We start from the raw sequence: 20,313 nt of genomic DNA on the forward strand, positions 1-20,313 counted from the left end.
CCAACCTGACCATGGCGCTGACCGCGAAATCCATGCCGTACAAGCAGAATTTCGGCCCGTTCGCGCCCGAGGTCTACCGGATGCCGATGTCGTATCCGTTCCGCGACGGCGGCCAGGACGGCGCGGCGGCGGCGCGGGAGGCGATCACCCGGATCGAGAAGCAGATCGGCGCGACCTCGGTGGCGGCCATCCTCATCGAGCCGATCCAGGGCGAGGGCGGATTCATCGTGCCCGCACCGGGATTCCTTCCGGCGCTGGCCGATTGGGCCCGTGCCAACGGCGTGGTGTTCATCGCCGACGAGGTGCAGACCGGTTTCGCCCGCACCGGCGACTGGTTCGCCTGCGCGCACGAGGGCGTGGTGCCCGACATCATCACCATGGCCAAGGGCATCGCGGGCGGTATGCCGCTCTCGGCGATCACCGGCCGCGCCGATCTCATGGACGCGGTACACCCGGGCGGCCTGGGCGGCACCTACGGCGGCAATCCGGTCGCCTGCGCCGCCGCGCTGGCCGCCATCGACGCCATCCGCGAGCACGATCTCACTGCCCGCGCCCGCCGCATCGGCGAGATCGCCTCGGCCCGCTTGCGCGCACTCGCGCAGCAGGTTCCGGCGATCGGCGAGGTGCGCGGCCGGGGCGCGATGCTGGCGCTGGAGTTCGTCCGCCCCGGCGGCACCGAACCCGATGCCGCTCTGACCGCCGCCATCGCCGCCCGCTGCCTGGAGCAGGGTGTGCTCACCTTGACCTGCGGCACCTTCGGCAATGTGATCCGGCTGCTGCCGCCGCTGGTGATCGGCGAGGACCTGCTGAACGACGCCCTGGATGTGGTGTGCACCGCCATCGGTGATCTGTCCGCGTAATCGACTGGTGAGGAAATCTGTTGTCCGAGTTCGACTTCGTTCGCGCCCTCGTTCCCACCGGTGTGTGGATCGACGGAGTCGCGGCCCCCGCGTCCGGCGGCGGCACCTTCACCGTGACCGATCCGGCCACCGGTGACCTGCTCACCGAGGTCGCCGACGCCGGCCGCGAGGACGCCCTGCGGGCCCTCGACTCGGCCTGCCGGATGCAATCCGAGTGGGCCGCAACGGCTCCCCGCGAGCGCTCGGCGATCCTGCGGCGGGCCTGGGAACTGCTGGTGGATCGCACCGAGGAGATCGCGCTGCTGATGACCCTGGAGATGGGCAAGACCATCGCCGAGTCGCGCGGCGAGGTGGCCTACGGCGCGGAGTTCCTGCGCTGGTTCAGCGAGGAGGCGGTCCGGATCGGTGGCCGCTACACCACCGCGCCCACGGGCACCGGCCGCATTCTGGTCACCCGGCAGCCGGTCGGCCCGGTGCTGGCCATCACACCGTGGAACTTCCCGCTGGCCATGGGCACTCGCAAGATCGGCCCGGCCCTGGCGGCCGGGTGCACCGTGATCGCCAAGCCCGCCGAGGACACCCCGCTCACCATGCTGGCGCTGGCCGCGATCTTCGCCGAGGCCGGTCTGCCCGCGGGCGTGCTGTCGGTGCTGCCGGGCAGCGATGCCGCCGCCGTCACCGCGCCGCTGCTGGCGGATCCGCGGTTGCGCAAGCTGACCTTCACCGGGTCCACCCGGGTGGGCACGCTGCTGCTGCGGCAGGCCGCCGGCAATGTGCTGCGCACGTCCATGGAACTGGGCGGCAATGCGCCGTTCATCGTGTTCGAGGACGCCGATCTGGACCAGGCCCTCGATGGCGCGATGGCCGCGAAGATGCGCAACGGCGGTCAGGCGTGTACGGCGGCGAACCGTCTCTACGTGCACGATTCGCTGCGCGAGCAGTTCGCGTCCCGCTTCGCCGAGCGGCTGGCCGCGCTGCGCGTCGGCCCCGGCTACCAGCCCAACGTCGATCTCGGACCGCTGATCAACGAGCGGCAGCGCGCGACCGTGACCGCACTGGTGGACGACGCGATCGCCTCCGGCGCTGTGCTGCGCACCGGTGGCAAACCGCTCGACGGTCCGGGCTGTTTCTTCGAGCCCACCGTGCTCGACAATGTGGCGCGCACCGCGCGGATGCACCGGGAAGAGATCTTCGGCCCGGTCGCCGCGATCTACGGTTTCGATACCGAATCCGACGTGGTGGCCGCCGCCAATGACACCGAATTCGGTTTGGCGGCTTATGTTTTCACGAAAGACCTCGATCGCGCTCTGCGCGTGAGCGACGCCCTGGAAGCCGGCATGGTCGGCATCAATCGCGGCGTCGTCTCCGACCCGGCCGCTCCCTTCGGCGGAGTCAAACAGTCCGGCCTGGGCAGCGAGGGCGGATCCGAGGGGATCCACGAATACCTCGACACCAAATACGTCGCGCTCACTCGCTGACGTCACCTTCCGGCACCCCGGCCCCTGCGCCGGATCTCGTGCCGAACCGGCCGTTCCCGGCCGGTGTCTCCACCGCGGCGCGGCGCCGGTGGGAGCGCGCTGATCGCTCCCACCGCCGCCAGACCCTCGCAAGAGGAGCTCTCATGCTCATCCAGAATTCTCCGGGGATCGAATCCTCCGCCTCGAGCGGCAAAGGATTGGCCACCAACAAGGTCGGCGTGCTGGCCGGGGCCGTGCTCAGTATCGCGTCCATCGCGCCCGCGTACACGACGACGGCCAGTCTGGGTTTGATCGTCGCCGCCGTCGGCCTCAAGATGCCGGCGCTGCTGATCGCCGGATTCATTCCGATGTTCCTGGCGGCGTACGCCTATCGCGAATTCAATGCCGAAACTCCGGACTGCGGAGCCTCGTTCACCTGGTCGGCACGATCGCTGGGCCCCTACGTCGGCTGGATGGCCGGATGGGGTTCGGTGATCGCCGTGGTGATCGTGCTGGCCAACATCGCGGCGGTCGGCGCGGAGTTCCTGTACCTGTTCGCGGGCAAGCTGGTGGGGTCGGAGACCATCGCGACCCTCGGTGACAACAAGCCGATCAATATCGTGACCACGCTGGCGTTCCTGGCGGCGGCCGGGTGGGCGGCCGGCCGCGGCATCACCTCGAGTGAGCGCCTGCAGTATGTGCTGGTCGGCTTTCAGCTGACGGTGCTGCTGGTGTTCGCCGGTATGGCGCTGTGGAAGGCACTGGCCGGGGACGCGCCGTCCGGGCTGAGCTTCGATATCGACTGGTTCGATCCGTTCACCGGACTCACCCTGGGCGCGTTCGCCATGGGCTTGATCGGGTCGGTGTTCCTGTACTGGGGCTGGGATACCGCGCTCACCCTCGGCGAGGAGTGCAAGGATCCGCAGCGCACCCCCGGGCGGGCCGGAGTGCTGTCGATCCTGACCGTGCTCGGTACGTATCTGCTGCTGGCGGTGTCGCTCATGTGGTATGCCGGAGTCGGCGAAACCGGTATCGGACTGGGCAATCCGCAGACCTCGGACAATGTGTTCGGCGCGCTGGCCCAACCGGTGCTCGGCGGCAACGGCGAGATTCTGCTGTACCTCGCGGTGCTGGTCTCCACCATCGCCAGCCTGCAGGCCACCTTCCTACCCGCGGCGCGCGCCATGCTCGCCATGGGCACCTACCGGGCGCTGCCCAGCCGGTTCGCCTCGGTGCACCCGCGCTATCAGGTGCCGCGGTTCACCACCGCGGTCGCCGCGGTGGTGGCGGGCGGTTTCTACGCGCTGACCGCGCTGCTGTCGCAGCACGTCCTGCAGGACACGATCGCCGCGCTGGGCATCATGATCTGCTGGTACTACGGACTGACCGCGTTCGCGTGTGTCTGGTACTTCCGCAAGCGGTGGTTCGCCTCGGGCCGCGATTTCCTGTTCAAGCTGCTGTTCCCGCTGCTCGGCGGCGCCATGCTGCTGATCATCTTCGCCATCTCGGTGCGGGAGAGCCTCGACCCGGCAACCGGTAGCGGCGCCGAGATCTTCGGCATCGGGCTGGTGTTCTATCTGGGGTTCGGGATTCTGGTGCTGGGCGCGGCGCTGATGCTGGTGCAGCGCTGGCGGGATCCGGCCTACTTCCGGAGCCGGACCTTGCCGCGCGCGGTGTCGGGCGATCCGATGCCCGCCGTGCAGGCGCCCACCGTCTAGCGAATCCCACTGCGCCGCAGTCCTATTCCCACTACAGGAGGAATCATGCACGTCGTCACCTGTTTCGAACCGCCCCGCTCGCACGCCCGGGTCGGCGAGCCGGTCCGCCCGCCGCTGCGGGTGGCCCTGGTACAGCACCGCTGGCAGGCCGACGCCGATGCGCTGCACGCCGAGCTGAGCGCGGGCATCGCCCGGGCGGCCGAGCTCGGAGCCAAGGCCGTGTTCCTGCCGGAACTGACACTGAGCAAATACCCGGCGTTCGTGCGCGGCGGCGACAACCCGTGCGCCGAGGCCGAGGATCTGACGACCGGGCCCACCGTCACCTTCGCGGCGAAGGCGGCCATCGAGCACGGCGTGTTCGTGCACGCCTCGCTGTACGAGCGCGCCGATCAGGGCGACGGGCTGGGCTTCAATACCGCGATCCTGGTGTCCCCCAGCGGCGAACTGGTCGGTCGCACCCGCAAGCTGCACATTCCGATCAGCGCCGGCTACTACGAGGACACCTACTTCCGCGCGGGCCCCGCGACCGAGGAGTCCTACCGCCCGCACACGCATCCGGATCTCGGTGAAGTCCGCATCGGCATGCCGACCTGCTGGGACGAGTGGTTCCCCGAAGTGGCGCGGCTGTACTCGCTGGCCGGAGCGGAGGTGATCGTCTACCCGACCGCCATCGGCTCCGAACCGTCCTTCCCGGCCTTCGACACCCAGCCGCTGTGGCAGCACGTGATCGTCGGCAACGGCATCACCAGCGGCACATTCATGGTGGTGCCCAACCGTTTCGGCGACGAGGGCGAGATCACCTTCTACGGTTCGTCCTTCATTTCCGACCCCTACGGCCGGATCCTGGTACAGGCCCCGCGCGACGAGGCGGCGGTGCTGGTCGCCGATCTGGATCTGGATCAGCGCCGCGACTGGCTGACCCTGTTCCCGTTCCTGCACACCCGCCGGCCCGACACCTACGCCCGCCTGACCGCGCCGGTGGATCACCAGCACCCCTTCGGGCGGCCCTGATGACCTGGCACATGCCCGCCGAGCACGCACCGCATCGGCGCACCTGGATGGCGTTCCCGCCCGCCGGGTCGGAGATCACCGCGACCCCGCAGGCGGTGACCGAGGCCCGCACAGCGTGGACAGCGGTGGCCCACGCGGTTGCCGAGTTCGAACCGGTCACCATGATCGTGGACCCGGCCGATGCGGCGGCGGCCCGGACCTGCCTGTCGAGTGCCATCGAGATCGTCGAAGCGCCCCTGGACGATGCCTGGATGCGCGATATCGGGCCGACCTTCGTGCACGCCGCGGACGGGTCGGTCGCGGCGGTGGACTGGGTGTTCAACGGCTGGGGCCAACAGGAGTGGGCCAGGTGGGAACACGATGCGAAGATCGGCCGGGCGGTCGCGGCGGCGGCCGGGACGCCGTTGGTGGATTCGGCGCTGGTCAACGAGGGCGGCGGCATCCAGGTCGACGGCTCCGGGACGGTCCTCGTCACCGAGACCGTGCAGCTGGACCCCTACCGCAATCCGGGCCTGACCAAGGCGGAGGTCGAGGCCGAGTTGGGCCGCACGATCGGCGTCGACACGGTGATCTGGCTGCCGCGCGGGCTGTGGCGGGACTCGCAACGATTCGGCACCCGCGGGCATGCCGATATCGTTGCCGCGCTGCCCGCACCCGGTGTGGTGCTCGTGCACGATCAGCGTGATCCCGAGCACCCCGATCATGCGCTCAGCCGGCAGCTCATGACACAGATGGCCGCCGCCGAAACCGATTCGGCCGGAAAGCCTTTCGAGGTGGTGCCGGTGCCCGCCCCGCGAACGCTGCGGGACCGGGAGGGCTTCGTCGACTACAGCTACATCAACCACTACGTGTGCAACGGCGCGGTCATCCTGTGCGGATTCGACGACCGCACCGACGCCGAGGCCGCGGCCGTGCTGGCCGATGTCTATCCCGGCCGCGTCATCGTGACGGTCGACGCGCGGGAGATCTTCGCGCGCGGGGGCGGCATCCACTGCATCACCCAGAACGAGCCCCTGCCCGCGCGCTGACAACTCGGCCGGCACGCCGGAATGGCGATTGAGGGGCCGGCCGATTCGCCGCAGTGGAGCGAGCGGGGCCGTGAGGGCACCCACATACTAGAAACAGCAACCCTCGGGTTATCTCCAGGAAAACTCGATGTTCAGCAAGGAGTTCTCGTGCCTGTCATCACTCGCGACGTCGTGATCGTCGGCGCCGGGCCGTCCGGCCTGACCGCCGCCACCGAACTACACAAGGCCGGTCTGACCGTAGCCGTGCTGGAGGCTCGTGATCGAGTCGGCGGACGCACCTGGACCGGCGACATCGAGAACGCGATGATCGAGATCGGCGGCCAGTGGCTGTCCCCGCATCACACCGCCGCCCTCGAGCTGGTCGAGGAACTCGGCCTGAAGACCTTCTCCCGCTACCGCGACGGCGAATCGGTCTACCTCGCCGCCGACGGCACCCGCCAGCAGTTCACCGGCGACGTCTTCCCCGCGCCCGCCGACACCGCCGCCGAGATCGACCGCCTCATTCGGCTGCTCGACGGGCTGGCCGCCGAGGTCGGCGCGGAGCAGCCGTGGGCGCATCCGCTTGCGGCCGAACTGGATTCGATCCCGTTCAGCCTGTGGCTGGAGCGGCAGTCCGACAACGACTACGCCCGCGAGACGGTGGCGTTCTTCGTCTCCGGAGCCATGCTGACCAAGCCCGCACACACCTTCTCGACACTGCAGGCGCTGCACATGGCCGCCGCACAGGGGTCCTACACCGCGCTGGCCACCGACACCTTCATGCTGGACAAGCGGGTCATCGGTGGCATGCAACAGGTTTCGCAGCGCCTGGCCGCCGCCATCGGCGACGATGTGCACCTGAATTCGCCGGTGCGGAAGGTGCAATGGTCCGAGACCGGCGTCAGCGTCTTCGCCGACGGCGATCTGGAGGTGCGCGCCGACCGCGTGGTGCTGGCGGTGCCACCGAACCTGTACTCCGCCATCAGCTTCGATCCGCCCATGCCGCGTCGTCGCCAGCAGATGTACCAGCACATGTCGTTCGGTTTCGTGGTGAAGGTGCACGCGGTGTACCCGACCCCGTTCTGGCGCGCGAAAGGCCTGTCCGGCACCGGTTTCAGTGATACCGACATCGTGTCGGAGGTCTACGACAACACCAACCACGACGCCACCAACGGCGCGATGGTCGGCTTCATCGCCCACGAGCAGGCCGACGCCGTGTTCGAGATGAGCCCCGCCGAGCGCAAGCAGGCCGTGCTCGACTGCCTGGTCCGCTACCTCGGCCCCGAGGCCGCCGACCCGGTCGTCTACTACGAATCCGACTGGGGCGCGGAGGAATGGACCCGTGGCGCCTACGGCGTCAGCTTCGACCTGGGCGGCATGACCCGCTACGGCCGCGACCACCGCGACCCGGTCGGCCCGATCCACTTCTGCTGCTCGGACCTGGCAGGGCACGGCTTCCAGCACGTGGACGGCGCGATCCGGATGGGCCGCCGCGCGGCCGCCGCCATCGTGGCCGAACGCAGCCTCGTGTAGCCGCACCGTCCCTCACAACCGGTCTGTTCTCGGGTGTGCGGGGGCTCCGGGCCGACCGCCGCACACCGAGACCGAACACGGTGGGGGCTTCGCCCTCACCTACGGCCGGCCGGATGTCGGCGGCGTGTTCGATCGCGCAGGCTCAGCCCTCGTCGCCTTCCAGCCTCGCCCGCACGACTTCGTGCGGTCGGCCAGAGCAGCCTCCTGAAGCGGGCGCTGTCGATCTCATCCGGATAAGCCCAGTCCTGAAGCCGATGAAACCCGAGCCGCAGCTGACTGACCATGTCCCCCATGACTGAATTGGCCACGACCTCACCTCCGCCTGGATGGGCAGCAAAATCACAGCGATCCGGCTGTAGCGCCGCTGGAACCTCGCCGGAACCGATCACCACTTCCGAACACCACCCCCGGGGAGGGTGGTCTAGGACCGACTGCTCGCGGTTGAGGTGGTGTGTTCGCTGCGCCAGATTGCGGATTGGCCCGAAAGCCGGGGGTGCGCGGGCTGCGGGTGCTGCTGGAGTCGATCGAAGCGGTCCAGGTCGTGCATCGGTACCAGGCCGGTCACCGTGAAGTTCCACATCTGGCGGATGAGATTCCCTGCGGTACGCCGGGTTTCCGGGCGGGTCGCGTAACGGCGGGCGATGGTGAGGAAGTCTTCGGGTTCGACGCCGGCGACATCGCGGACATGGGTGGTGGGGCCGCCCACCTCCCAGGTTCCCAGCGCGGCCTCGAGCGCGTAGTAGCGCAAGCCGGACTCCAGGTACAGGTCGAAACCGAGTCGTTTCGCGTTCACGCGCACGGCCTTCATCAGCATCCGCGGGGGAACCTCGAGGTGGCGTACCCGTCGGCCCAACGCCGCACCCACGGCGTCGGCGATCTCTGCTCCGGTCAGCAGCGTGGGCCCGGTCGGGCGGTAGGCCCGACCGTCATGACGGTGCGGGTCCAGTAGCGCGCCCACCGCAACCCGGGCGATGTCTTCGTTGGAGGGGGGCGCATTGCGTCGGCCCCCGGTCGGCGCGGGCAGCACGCCCAGCTGGGCGGCCACACCGATGAACTGCAGGTAGTTGTCGGCGAACCAGCCGGGGTCGACCGCGACGTGGGCGGTATCGGGTAGCAGCTCGAACAGCTTGTCGATCAACCAGTGCTGGCGGGTCATCAGCGAGGGATGCTCGGGGCTGGCCAGCCACTGCCCCAGCGCCACCACCGCCTCGACACCCGAGCACCGCGCGGCCACGGCGAAGGAGACCGCACTGTCGAGTGCATGGGGGTGGTACGGGGGGTTGAAGAACAGCCGGTCGACCCCGTCCATCGCGGCCTGTACCTGCTGGATATCGAAAATGTCGGCGACGACCGTTTCGGCGCCCAGGGCCCTCAGCCGTGCGCTGCGCGCATCGTCGCGATGCACCAAAGCCCTTGTCGGCACGCCCTTCTCCAATAATTGGGCGGCGACGGCGCCGCCGATCTTTCCGGTGGCGCCCGTTACCAGCACACGAGTGGTTGTCATCGGAGTTCCTTTCCGGGTTGGCGTCTCGGTTCGCGGACCTGCGGCTCCAATAAGTTGCCACTGGTCACATCTCTGAGTGTGGGACGAGATGTGACCATTGTCAACATTGGGGTGGCGTGGCAGCCCGAAAGCCATGAGCAGCACCCACCTACGCTGGGTCGACGCCGAGCCGCGCTGGGGGCTACAGCGAGCCGCCGCGGCGGAAGTCCTACCACCACCGGCGCGCTGCGCTCGGCCTTGGTCGAGGCGGGCATCCCTCGACCCCACCCCCGGTCGTTAATTCGTCACAGTGGCGTATTGATCTGGACTGGCTGGATGGTGGAATCTGTTGCCATCAGGGCGAACTCGCGCCCGGATCAACTCTCCGGTGTCGCGAGACGGGGGTGATTTCATGCATCCCGACCTCGCTGCCGGGATGGGCCTCAGCCCGCGGGCTGGGTGCGCCGGATGCCTCGCCAGCCCAATGGGAGTTGGACGCGGCCTGCCCGGATATCGCCGATGAGGTGGGCGTAGCCGTCACGAACTTCGCCGAGATGGACCCACGCGGAGTGCCGAAGCTCCTCGCAGTCGCTGTGCAGCACCGTCCACCACGCCTCGGCGTAGGTCTTCGCCACGTGACTGATCACCTCGCCGAAGGTGTGCGTATGGCGACGGGCGCACCGGGTGTGGCGTGTATAGGACGCGGCCCAAGAATTGATCTTGTCGATGACCTTCGCGATATCCGCGCACAGCGCCGCCTCGGTGACCTCCGGTGCATTCCTCCGCGGATTCAGAACCGCCGAAATCAGCGCGGCATGCAGGTCGCCGAGTTCTCTCGCCCACGTGATGAGCGGGAACGGCTCGGTGAGCCGCCCGGCGATCGCGGCCAATAGTTGGTCCGGCGACAGCAGGGATACCGCATCCGTCGCCTGATCCCCGTAGGCGGCTACATCCGCATTCATGGGTGACCACACGTTGTGCTGCCAGAGAAGCCGGTCATGCGATATGTGCGAAGGCTCGTCGCTCAATGACGGCATCGGCGGAATGGAGGTGCTGATACATGGGCGGTAAGTCAACTTTTCGCGCTGAATGGTCGATGTAGAGAACGCGCCACTGCGACTCGGGGGATTATGCTAATACTGACTGCGCACTCAGTCAACGACTGGTCGAGCAGTCGGTCGGTGCGAGGGTGTCCGGAAATTTGGACGAGGAGGGGCGGGATCAGTGAGTGAACATGCGGTGGGACCGGGCAAGTCGGGCGCGATTCTCGATATTTTCACGCGCCATGTCGCCGAGAAGGGCTATGACGGAACGAGTTTCAGCGGTGTCGCCAGCGAACTGGGCATCTCGCAGGGCTTGATCGTGCACCATTACGGCACGAAGGCGCGCTTGATGGAAGCTCTGCACGTTTCCTATATGCGGCGCCGTGTCGATGAGGCGGAGCGAATCGTGTCGACCTTCGCCACACCGCCCGAGCAGCTGGCCGGGCTGTTGCACGCGGCCATGCTGTATCAGGTGCACGACCGAAACGGGACCGTCGCATTCCAGCGCGAGGTCGCACGACTCGCGCAGGAGGATGCGGATTCCGAAGGGCGCAAGCTGCGCAGGCATTACATCGGAATCCTGCTCGGCGTCCTCGACGCGGGCATCGCGTCCGGTGACTTCCGGCCCGTCGATACCAGCATCCGGAGCCTGCTCATTTTCGGTGCCGCGCAATGGGCGTGGACGTGGTTCGAGCCGGACGGGCGCAGATCTGCCGAAGAGGTCGGTGCCGAACTGGTCGATCTCACTCTCGGATCTCTGTTGGTGGACAGGGCATCGTTGTCGCGCCTCCGCGATCCCGAAGGCCAAATCGTCGCAACGGTGATCGGCATCATCTCCACTGCTCCGGCGGCGTCCCGAACAGTGTTGGGGGAATGACCAGCGCCGACCTGAACCATTCGGGTGCGCGGCAGCTCGAAAGGGGCTAGTCGAGGCGGGTGGCGACTACGGCCCACACGGGCACGTGCACCCGGTTGTTCTTCAGCAACGGCCCGATGATCTGGAGTTGTTCCATCATCGGCTTCATTCGATCAGCCCATCCGGAGTCGTCGCTCATCTCCTTGGTCATGTAGGCGAACGTTTCCGCGCTGAAGTTGGCCTGGTAGGTGGTGGTTCCCAGGTGGTCGATGACCCACCCGGCCGCGGAGAGCACGCGGTCGAAATTCTCCGCCGGCAAACCTTCGAGCTGAAGGCCGTTGACGTTGTGGCGGCCGAATTCGAACATGAACAGTCGCGCCCCCCGTCTCGTGGCGCGGTGCAGGGCCTGCGTGTACCGGATCTGGGTTTCTTCGTCGTCGAGGAACACGTGGTAGAAGGCGCTGTCGATGACGGTGTCGAACCGATCCTCCAAGCCCTCGAGTTTGGTGGCATCGGCCACCTCGAAGTTCACCGTCACCCCGGCGCGCTCCGCGTTGCGCTTGGCCCGCTCGATGGCCGACGGCGACGAGTCGATACCGGTGACCGAGTAGCCCTTGGATGCGTAGTAGATCGCGTGATGCCCCGGGCCGGTTCCGGGATCGAGCACCTCGCCCCGCACGGCGCCGTAGGCCACCAACTGCTGCACCGCGGGCTGTGGGCCGCCGATGTCCCAGGGGATCAATGCGGGAGGTCCCTGTTCCGATGCCGTGTCGTGGTACAGGGCTTCGAAGTCCATCTGATCGTCGTGGTTCGGTTCCGTGCCCATGACTCCTCCTTCGATTGCGGATGGGCAACACATGAAGGGTCGTGCCAAGCGATGAGGCGAATTGTTCCGATGATGGGGCGTCGGTTCTCGGATCATCAGTTTAGTTGTTGCACCACCGACGGTTGCCCGGTGCTGTTGTTCATTCCGTGCCCGGTGCCGAACATGCTGATCTGAGGAATTGAAATCCTTTGGCGTATTTGGCTTTTGGTGAAAACTTCTGATTCGACCGAAATTGGCGATGGCCGATGCTGGATGGTGTGGAAACTGTTGCCACCAGAGCGAGTTGGTTCGGGCTGCTAACAGTTCCGCTCAGTGGGACACGGGCCGGTTGCCGTCCCGAAGGCTGGGTTACTGTCCGGTTGGTTCGATGATCAGCATCACATTCCGGGTAGCAGGGCTATGAAACTGACGTATTTGCTGTGGGGGGCCGAATTGAAGACAAGCCTGCATGATGGCGAACTGCGGCGGGCGCTGTCCTGCTGCGGTGTCAGCGAGCTGCAGGTGAATATCCGTGACGAGTACGTCGCCGCGGCCGAGCTGTGGATGTGTACCTATGACACGCCCGTCGACGCCGTGGTGACGCTGCGCGGGGTCGAGGATCCCGATCAGATCACCGCGCTGCTGCGGCCGCTGGCCGATCGGCTCGACGGGTTCGTCGTCGACGAGCTCACCCCGTTGCGCCCGCCGTGCACCGACAGCGGTGTCCGCGCTGACGCATTGGCGCGCATCGCGGTGATGAGGATTCCGGCGGGAATGACCCGGGCGCAGTGGCTGGAGAACTGGATCGGCGACCACACCCAGGTCGCGCTGGACAACCAGGCCAGTCTGGGCTACATCCAGAATCCCGTGCTGGGCTCGATCACCCCCGGCGGGCGGGTCGACGCCGTCGTCGAGGAACTGTTCCCGATGGCGGCGATGTCGGATCCGCACGCCTACTGGGGAAGTGGCGGTGACGACGCCGAACTCGAGCGGCGCTGCACCCGCATGCTCGACAGCATCGCCCGATTCGGCGCCGACCGCGACCTCGACGTCATCCCGACCAGCCGCTACGTCTACTCCCTGCGCTGACCGGTCCGCCGGCCCGCCCCGGCCGCGCTGAAGGCCTGAGCCGACGCAGGGGGCCGAACCGGTCGGGCAGGTGGTTGTTCATGACTGCCCCTCGCGGTCGATGAGGACGCCCGGGTTGAGGATCCACGCGGGGTCGAGGGCGTGTTTGGTGGCGCGCAGGGCGGTGGCGAACGGGCCGGGTCGTTCCCGGTCGTACCAGGGCCGGTGGTCGCGGCCGACGGCGTGATGGTGGGTGATGGTGCCGCCGTTGGCGGAAATGGCTTCGGAGACAGCGGTTTTGATCTCGTCCCACTGTTCGGCGGTGCTCCCCCACCGGCCGGCGGCGTAAACGCCGAAGTAGGGTGCGGGCCCGTCGGGATAGACGTGGGTGAACCGGCAGGTCAGCACGCCGGTGACACCGGTGGATCGGAACGCGTCGGCGGCCGCGGTCTCGATGGCGGCGCGCAGCTGGTCGAATCGGTCCCAGGTGCAGGCGGTTTCGAAGGTTTCGGTGATCATCGACTGGGCGGCGAGGGCGTCGCGCTGATAGGGCATGCGCAGAAACGACGAGCGCCAGGTGTCGGAGGGGTCGGCCTCGGATGCGGTGGCGGGTGCCTCGTCGCGGGTGCGGCCGCCGAACCCGGCGCAGATCTCGACGGCGCGGCGCAGGGATTCGTCGACCGGGTGGTCGGCGGATTCGAATCCGAGGACCAGGACTCCCCCGGCGGCGAGGACTCCGGCGTTGAGGAACGCTTCGGCGGGGTCGAGCAGCCGGCAGTTGGCCGGGTTCAGCCCGGATTGGGCCAGGGTGCGGGTGGCGTCGACGGCGGCCCGGTAGTCGTCGAACAGGACCGAGGCCTTCGCGCGCCAGCGGGGCCGATCCTGCAGCCGCATCCACGCTTCGGTGATGACACCGAGGGTGCCCTCCGAGCCGAGGAACAGCCGGTCGGGGGCGGGCCCGGCACCGGAGGCGGGCAGCCGCCGTGATTCGCCGACCCCGACGGGGGTGACGACGCGCATCGATTCGAGCAGGTCGTCGATGTGGGTGTAGAGGGTGGCGTAGTGTCCGCCGGCGCGGGTGGCGAGCCAGCCGCCGAGGGTGGAGAACTCGAACGATTGCGGGAAGTGCCGCAGGGTCAGGTCGTGGGGTCGCAGCGCGGATTCCAGTGCGGGCCCGAGGATTCCGGCCTGGATGCGGGCCGCGCGGCTGGTGCGGTCGATCTCGAGGACCTGGTCGAGCGCGGTGAGATCGAGGGCGACGCTGCCGGGATAGTCGTGGCAGTCGCGGGGTTCGACGCCGCCCACGACCGAGGTGCCGCCGCCGAACGGGACGACCGCGAGTCCCGCGCCGGCGCACCAGTCGAGGACGTCGACCACGTCCTGCTCGGTGCGCGGCCGCACGACCAGGTCGGGGACATCGCCGATGCGGCCGAGCAGGTTGCGCACGATGTCGCGGAAGGCCTGGCCGTGGCCGTGCAGCACGCGGTCGGCGGTGTCGTAGGAGGCGATCCCGGCCAGGGCCTGCGGGGCGCGGGTGCGAGGTTGCGGGATCGGGAGTGCGGTCAGCTCGGGTGGCTGGTGGATGGTGAGGTCGGCGTCGGGCAGCAGGGCCACGATCCGCTGGGTGAGTGCGGTGCGTTCGGCGCCGGTGACGGCGTCCTCGACGGTGCCCCATCCCCACCACGATCTGGTTGCCATGGTCGTATCCTCCACTCGACACATTAATGACTGATGGGTAAATTACTACATGGTCAATAATGGTGGCGGCAAGAGGCAACATCGCGGACACCGCTGCGCGGACACCGGTTTCGGGTCAGGCGAACGCGGCGATGAGCCGGCGGGTCCGGGCCGCCATCTCCGGCCCCGGCACCTGCGGATGCCGCTGCCACCAGTGGATCAACGCGGTCACCGCACCGATCCACACCTCGGTGAACGCCGCCAGATCCACCGGATCGGTGATCGCACGCGCGGCCATGAACGCCGACATCCCGCGCGCGGCCTGCTCCTCGATCCGTGCACGCGCCGCGTTCGCGGCCTCGGCGGCCGGGCCGTCGGCGGGATGGCTGCGATCCAGCAGCACGTTCCAGTCGTGCGGGCGGTACTCGAGCGCGCCGAAGATCGCCCGCAGGGTCTGCTCGGCCATGGTCAGATCCGCGGTCCCCGACAGCACCGGCTCGACCGCCTCGGTGACGGCCCGGGCGGCCCGGTCCACACACGCGGCATAGAGGCCGTCCCTGGTGTCGAAACAGGTGTGCACCAACGTCTTCGACACCCCCGCCTGCTTGGCGACGGCCGCCATCGACAGACCCGCGTAGCCGACCCGCGCGATCTGCGCGGCGGCGGCGTCGAGGATCTGCTCCTCGCGTTGGGCGCGCGGCACATTCCTGCTGCCCGCGGTGCGTGCCATCTCAGTCCTTCCCGGATGCGGCGGTCACGACAGTGCCGTGATCAGGCGGCGGCTGCGCGCGATCATCGCTGCGGCGGATTGTTCGGGATGGCGGATCCACCACGACACCAGCGCGGTGACCGAACCCATCCAGATATCGGTGACCACCGACAGATCCTGCGGATCGCCGACCCCGCGCGCCCGCATCACCGCGCTCGCCCCGTGCGCGGCCTGCGCGGCGATCCGCCGGCGCGCCGCCCGGGCGGCGTCCGCGGCCGGACCGTCGGCGGGATGACTGCGATCGAAGAGCACATTCCAGTAGTACGGGCGATGCTCGAGGACCCCGAAGATCGCCGCGAGGGTGTTCGCCGCCATCTCCAGCTCGGCCGGACCGGCGATGACGGGGTCGATCGCGTCACCGATCGCCGCGGCGGCCCGCTCCACGCACACCGCGTACAACTGGTCCTTCGTGCCGAAGTAGGTGTACACCAACGGTTTCGACACCCCGGCCCGCGCGGCGACCTCACCGGGATTCAACCCGGCATACCCGACCGCGGCGATACGTTCGGCGGCGATCTCCAGGATCTGGTTCTCCCGCTCGGCGCGCGGCACACCCTTGGTTCCCGCCGTCCCCATTCCACCGTCCTCGGTCACACACCCTGTCACCAGCAACCTACCGAACCGGAGACCATGCCCCGGCCCACCCGCAGGCGACCCGGACATGAGCGAGCCCCTCCGGGCCGGAGGGGCTCACACACTCCAGCCGGTCAGCGGATGGTGCCGGCGCCCGGGATCAGCGGCAGATCCAGCGGGGTGACCCAGCCCGGCGGCAGGGCGTTGACCGCGGGCACGGCGTTGAGGGCACGCATGCCGGTGGCCAGGCACCCGGCGACGGCGGGGGTGCGGCCGGAACCGTCGGTGAAACGGAACGAGGTCTCCTGCGAGATCGACGGGCTGCCGAGAATGTCGACCCGGTAGACGTCGTCCTTGGTGCCCGCGGGCCAGTCGGGGGCGGCGTCGAGGCCGATGCGGTTGACGTGTTCGAGGGTGATGACCTCGCGGCCGCGATACACGCCGTTGATGGTGAAGCGGATCGCGGCGACCGTGCCGGCCTTGATGATGCCCTTGGCCGAGGGCCGGTCCTCGGGCGTCACCCACTTGTCCCAGGTGGTGGTGATGGCCTCGAGTTCGATCCCGGCCGCGGTGGCGATCATGGGAACCGTTGCACCCCAGGCCATCACGAGCATGTCGGGGTGTTCGAGCAGGGCCGTGAACTCGGGCGGGTGGCCGATGCCCATCTCGAATTCGTAGTCTCCCTCGTAGTCGGTGTAGTCGAGCAGTTCGGAGGCGCGCACGGATTCGACCTCACCGCACAGCCCCATCAGGGTCATGGGGAACAGGTCGTTGGCGAAGCCCGGGTCGATGCCGGTGGTGAAGCACGACGCCCCGCCGGCCGCGCACGCCTCGGTGATCGGGTCACGCCAGAACGCGGGCAGCTTGTCCATGTGCGGCCACACCCACGGGGTCATCGCGGTCGAGCACACGTCGATGCCCGCACGCAGGAACGACCCGATGACGCGCATGTTCTCCTCGGCGAACGCGGCCGTCGGCCCGTAGTGCACGACCGCGTCCGGGCGCAGCGCGATCAGCTCCTCGACCGAATCGGTCGCGAGCACACCGGTTTTCGCGGCCCCGCACAGGTCCCCCGCGTCCTTGCCGACCTTGTCGGGATTGCTGACGCCGACCCCGACCAGCTCGAAGCGCGGGTGGCGCAGGATCTCGGCCAGCACCATGGACCCGACCACGCCGGTTCCCCACAGCACGATGCGCTTGCTCACGGTTGCTCCTGTACTCATCGGTGGAACTCGCCGCAGTCGACGGTGAGCATCTGGCCGGTGACGGCGGTGGCGAGATCACTGGCCAGGAACAGGGCCGCGCGCGCGACCTCCTCGGGTCCGGCGAGGCGGCCCAGATCGGTGGGTGCGGCCTTCTGCCGGTAGATGTCGTCGTGGGTGACCCCGGCCTGGCTGGCCAGCCAATCGAAGTAGGCCTTGTTGATGTCCTCGTACACATACGACGGTGCGACGGAATTGACGCGGATGCCGCGCGGCCCGAGCTCGGTGGCCAGCGACGAAGCCAGGTGCGCCAGTGCGCCCTTGGACAGTTTGTAGCCCGAGTACTCCGGTTGCGAGCTGTAGGACACGCACGAGTTGAGCATGATGATCGACCCGCGCGAGCGTTCCAGCGCGTCGGCGAACAACGCCGACAGTCGCAGCGGCGCGAACACATTCGTCTCGTTGGCGTGGCGCAGCGCCTCCACCTCGATCTGGGTGATCGGGTACATGGGCGGGATGGCGAAGGCGTTGTTGATCAGGCAGTCGACCCGGCCCATTTCGGCCAGCGTGGTCTCGACGAGCGCGGCGCGCTGGGATTCGTCGGTGATGTCGGTCTTGGCGACCACCGCGGCGCGGCCCAGGGCGCGGACCTCGTCGGCGTATTCGTGCAGGCGTTTCTCGGTGCGTCCGGCCAGCACCAGATCCGCGCCCATGCGGGCGGCTTCGATGGTGAGCGAATGGCCCAGGCCCGGTCCGACACCGGAGACCACGATGACCTTGCCGGCCAGCAGCGGCACCGGCTGGTAGGTGTCGGCGGGGGTGACCTGCGGGGCAGCTGACACGACTCCTCCTCGAGTCCTCAGCGGTTACAGAATGTAACGACTTTGATGTGACAGACTGTATCGACTCCTGCCCGCAGCGACAAGGACGGATTTCCGTGACCACCCGCCATCGACTGGGCCCGCACCGCGACCCCGCGGTGGACGCCGCGGTCCTCGACGCCACCCGCGCCCTCGTCGTCGAACAGGGCTACGGCGCCACCTCCATCGACGCCATCGCCGCCCGCGCCGGTGTCAGCCGCCCCGCCATCTACCGGCGCTGGCCCTCCAAGGCCCACCTCATTGCCCAGGCCGTGTTCCCCGACGTCGGCTCCGCGGTCGTCGCCCCCGATCTGCTCGCCGAGATCCGCAAGGTCATCCGCGGCACCATCCAGCTGTTCGGATCCGCCGAAACCCGCGCCGCCATGCCGGGACTCATGGCCGAGATGCGCCAGGACTCGGGCCTGTACGAGAAACTGTCCGCCCGCCTGGACACCCCCACCCGCGACGAACTCGCCGACTACCTGCCCGGGGACGCCGAACGCCCGGGCCTGGACCCGAACACCGTGCTCGACACCATCGCCGGAGCCGCCCTGTTCGCCATGTGCATCCGCGACATCGACGACCTGGACGGATTCGCCACCTCCCTCGAGGACCTGCTGCTCTACGGCATCCTGGGCACCCGCCCCGACACCGAATGACCCGGTGCGGCCACACATCTCGGCGAGACTGTCCGCCGCCACCTCGTCGAGCGCCGGGGCGGGCACACCGCCCGCCGAAATGGCGTCGGTCGTCGAATGGAACTTACGCACAACAGTTTTCGGATCAGCAGCCATGGCCCGACCATGGCCCTCCCCATCGCCGCAGCACCGGAACTCTCCCGCCCCCGCACCGCCGACCCGCCAATCCCTCCCGGATGCCGTCCGCCGGAGCGAATTTCGGTGGGCGGAAAGGTCTTTCGGCGGTAGCGTGCCCGCCATGGCGGCGAAGAGCAACAGCTATCTGGATCAGGTCGTGGCACAGCAGGCCGAGTTGGAGGAGGATCTGCAACCAGCGTTCATGCGGCGGAAGCACAGCGCCACCCCGCCGGCGCCGAGCGCGCCGAGCCCATCCGGTGCGCTGGCCAAACGCGCGGGACGGGTCGGCGCCACCCGCGAGCACACCCCGCAGGGCCCGGTGGAGGTGCGGGTCACCGGATTCTGGCGCTGGCAAACGGTTCTCGTGCCGCCCAACGCGTTCGTCGTGCACACCCGCCGTGGCGCGGCCGAGCCGCTGCACATCGGGCTGGGTGTCTCGTTCCGGTTCAACCCGGCCACCGACTCGTATCTGGTGGTGCCGGGCGCGATCCAGACGATCCTCATCAACGCCTACTGCATCTGCCGCGAACTCCAGGGCGTCCTCGTGCAGGGCTACGTACAGTGGATCATCGACGATTTCGCCACCGCCTACCGCAAACTCGACTTCTCCGACCCGCAGGACCCGATGCGGCTGGTCAATGTGCAGCTGCGCGAGCAGGCCGAGGCCGCGATCAAGGACAAGGTGTCCACCATGGCGGTGCGCGATGTGCTCTCCGACAAGCAGCCCATCATCGAGGAACTCACCGCCCGGCTGCGCACCGTCGCCGAAGGCGCGGGCGAGGCCGGGGCGCGCGGCGGCCACGGGCTCGGCCTGTCCATCGTGACCGTGCAGATCAAGGAGGCGGTCGTCTCCTCCAACACGCTGTGGGAGAACCTGCAGAAGCCCTACCGCAGCGAACAGAACCGGGTCGCGCGCCTGGCCGAACTCGATGCCCAGGAAGCGGTTTCGACCCGCGAGGCCGCCGCCGGCCGCGCCGGGGAGGAACGCCGCATCGAGAACGAGCGCGAACTGGCCGAACTGCGCGCCCGCAACGACGCCGCCCGCTTCGACCGCGAATCTGCCGAACGGCTGCGCCGCACCGCCCGCGAGCACGACGTCGACCGCGAGGTCGCCGACCTGGCCCAGCAGACCGCCCTGCACGCGCTGCGCCTGGAACGCGACAAGCACGCCGAACAACTCGAGAACGTTCGCCTGCAGCAGGAGCTGTCCCGCCTGCAACTCGAGGCGGAACTGGCACTGGCACAGGCCAGGACACGCGCCGCGCACGAGGCGGCGCTGCTCGACCTCGACCGCGAACGCGCCGGCATCGACAACGCCAACGCCCGCACCGACACCACCGTGCACGCGCAGCTGATCGAGACCCTGCCCTCCATCGTCGCGGGCCTGCCCGCTCCCGCCGAGCTGAAATCGGTGCAGATCGGCGGCGACACCACCGGATTGGCGGGCGTGGTCGCGCAGGTCGGCGAGATCGTGGCCGCCCTGCGGCCCGCCCGGGACTCCTGACCTGCCGCATTCGGGCCCGCGACACCCACTCCGCCCCTTACCGTCTGAGAAGGCTTCGATGGTGAGTGGAAC

18 protein-coding genes are annotated in these 20,313 nt (G+C 68.5%); 10 read left to right on the forward strand and 8 right to left on the reverse strand.

Annotation, left to right across the window (positions count from 1 at the left end; translation table 11 throughout):
- The 6 genes from ACFXN1_RS05000 to ACFXN1_RS05025 form a co-directional block, all read left to right on the forward strand.
- Nucleotides 1-860, forward strand: an 860-nt coding sequence (locus tag ACFXN1_RS05000; protein WP_379463493.1) for an aminotransferase class III-fold pyridoxal phosphate-dependent enzyme, incomplete at its 5' end; no start/stop codon positions are given.
- A gap of 20 nt (nucleotides 861-880) precedes the next feature.
- Nucleotides 881-2,338 carry an NAD-dependent succinate-semialdehyde dehydrogenase gene (locus ACFXN1_RS05005; protein ID WP_379437356.1) on the forward strand — a complete coding sequence of 486 codons (1,458 nt, stop codon included), beginning with the start codon at nucleotides 881-883 and terminating at the stop codon, nucleotides 2,336-2,338.
- Nucleotides 2,339-2,481: 143 nt separating this feature from the next.
- A complete protein-coding gene (locus ACFXN1_RS05010; RefSeq protein WP_379437355.1) occupies nucleotides 2,482-4,035 on the forward strand; it encodes an APC family permease in 1,554 nt (517 codons plus the stop codon).
- Nucleotides 4,036-4,080: 45 nt separating this feature from the next.
- On the forward strand, nucleotides 4,081-5,046 hold the full coding sequence (locus ACFXN1_RS05015) for a nitrilase-related carbon-nitrogen hydrolase (protein ID WP_379437353.1): 966 nt from the start codon (nucleotides 4,081-4,083) through the stop codon (nucleotides 5,044-5,046).
- Nucleotides 5,046-6,074: an agmatine/peptidylarginine deiminase gene (locus ACFXN1_RS05020; protein WP_379437352.1), complete on the forward strand. Its 1,029-nt coding sequence runs from the start codon at nucleotides 5,046-5,048 to the stop codon at nucleotides 6,072-6,074. Before ACFXN1_RS05015 ends, ACFXN1_RS05020 begins: the two co-directional genes overlap by 1 nt.
- 147 nt (nucleotides 6,075-6,221) lie before the next feature.
- On the forward strand, nucleotides 6,222-7,586 hold the full coding sequence (locus ACFXN1_RS05025) for a flavin monoamine oxidase family protein (protein ID WP_379437350.1): 1,365 nt from the start codon (nucleotides 6,222-6,224) through the stop codon (nucleotides 7,584-7,586).
- A gap of 421 nt (nucleotides 7,587-8,007) precedes the next feature.
- Here the strand turns inward: ACFXN1_RS05025 and ACFXN1_RS05030 are convergent, their stop codons facing one another.
- Together ACFXN1_RS05030 and ACFXN1_RS05035 are read right to left on the reverse strand one after the other, a co-directional pair.
- A complete protein-coding gene (locus tag ACFXN1_RS05030; RefSeq protein ID WP_379437348.1) occupies nucleotides 8,008-9,090 on the reverse strand; it encodes an NmrA family NAD(P)-binding protein in 1,083 nt (360 codons plus the stop codon).
- A gap of 422 nt (nucleotides 9,091-9,512) precedes the next feature.
- Nucleotides 9,513-10,031, reverse strand: a complete 519-nt coding sequence (locus ACFXN1_RS05035) for a hypothetical protein (protein WP_379396665.1) — start codon at nucleotides 10,029-10,031, stop codon at nucleotides 9,513-9,515.
- Between the two features lie 277 nt (nucleotides 10,032-10,308).
- On the opposite strand from ACFXN1_RS05035, the gene ACFXN1_RS05040 reads away from it, so the two are divergent.
- A complete protein-coding gene (locus tag ACFXN1_RS05040) occupies nucleotides 10,309-10,989 on the forward strand; it encodes a TetR/AcrR family transcriptional regulator (RefSeq protein ID WP_379437347.1) in 681 nt (226 codons plus the stop codon).
- 46 nt (nucleotides 10,990-11,035) lie between these two features.
- Here ACFXN1_RS05040 and ACFXN1_RS05045 read toward each other — a convergent pair whose 3' ends face one another.
- Nucleotides 11,036-11,794 (reverse strand): class I SAM-dependent methyltransferase, encoded by a 759-nt coding sequence (locus tag ACFXN1_RS05045; protein WP_379437345.1) that lies wholly within the window; start codon nucleotides 11,792-11,794, stop codon nucleotides 11,036-11,038.
- A gap of 399 nt (nucleotides 11,795-12,193) precedes the next feature.
- Between ACFXN1_RS05045 and ACFXN1_RS05050 the strand changes: the two genes are divergently transcribed.
- A complete protein-coding gene (locus ACFXN1_RS05050; protein WP_379396671.1) occupies nucleotides 12,194-12,862 on the forward strand; it encodes a hypothetical protein in 669 nt (222 codons plus the stop codon).
- A gap of 78 nt (nucleotides 12,863-12,940) precedes the next feature.
- Here ACFXN1_RS05050 and ACFXN1_RS05055 read toward each other — a convergent pair whose 3' ends face one another.
- The 5 genes from ACFXN1_RS05055 to ACFXN1_RS05075 all read right to left on the reverse strand — a co-directional run bounded on the left by ACFXN1_RS05055 (nucleotide 12,941) and on the right by ACFXN1_RS05075 (nucleotide 17,904).
- Complete coding sequence (locus tag ACFXN1_RS05055; RefSeq protein ID WP_379437343.1) at nucleotides 12,941-14,539, reverse strand: FAD-binding oxidoreductase; 1,599 nt, start codon at nucleotides 14,537-14,539, stop codon at nucleotides 12,941-12,943.
- A 115-nt stretch (nucleotides 14,540-14,654) separates the two neighbouring features.
- A complete protein-coding gene (locus tag ACFXN1_RS05060; protein ID WP_379437342.1) occupies nucleotides 14,655-15,248 on the reverse strand; it encodes a TetR/AcrR family transcriptional regulator in 594 nt (197 codons plus the stop codon).
- Between the two features lie 24 nt (nucleotides 15,249-15,272).
- A complete protein-coding gene (locus ACFXN1_RS05065; RefSeq protein ID WP_379437341.1) occupies nucleotides 15,273-15,863 on the reverse strand; it encodes a TetR/AcrR family transcriptional regulator in 591 nt (196 codons plus the stop codon).
- Nucleotides 15,864-15,994: 131 nt separating this feature from the next.
- Nucleotides 15,995-17,083 (reverse strand): dihydrodipicolinate reductase, encoded by a 1,089-nt coding sequence (locus tag ACFXN1_RS05070; protein WP_379437340.1) that lies wholly within the window; start codon nucleotides 17,081-17,083, stop codon nucleotides 15,995-15,997.
- On the reverse strand, nucleotides 17,080-17,904 hold the full coding sequence (locus ACFXN1_RS05075) for an SDR family oxidoreductase (protein ID WP_379437338.1): 825 nt from the start codon (nucleotides 17,902-17,904) through the stop codon (nucleotides 17,080-17,082). Before ACFXN1_RS05075 ends, ACFXN1_RS05070 begins: the two co-directional genes overlap by 4 nt.
- Nucleotides 17,905-17,999: 95 nt before the next feature.
- Between ACFXN1_RS05075 and ACFXN1_RS05080 the strand changes: the two genes are divergently transcribed.
- On the forward strand, nucleotides 18,000-18,581 hold the full coding sequence (locus ACFXN1_RS05080; protein WP_379380760.1) for a TetR/AcrR family transcriptional regulator: 582 nt from the start codon (nucleotides 18,000-18,002) through the stop codon (nucleotides 18,579-18,581).
- A 277-nt stretch (nucleotides 18,582-18,858) separates the two neighbouring features.
- Nucleotides 18,859-20,241, forward strand: a complete 1,383-nt coding sequence (locus tag ACFXN1_RS05085) for an SPFH domain-containing protein (RefSeq protein ID WP_379437337.1) — start codon at nucleotides 18,859-18,861, stop codon at nucleotides 20,239-20,241.
- Nucleotides 20,242-20,313: the final 72 nt, after the last annotated feature.

This window comes from Nocardia sp. NPDC059154, from assembly GCF_042755705.1.
Lineage (GTDB): Bacteria > Actinomycetota > Actinomycetes > Mycobacteriales > Mycobacteriaceae > Nocardia.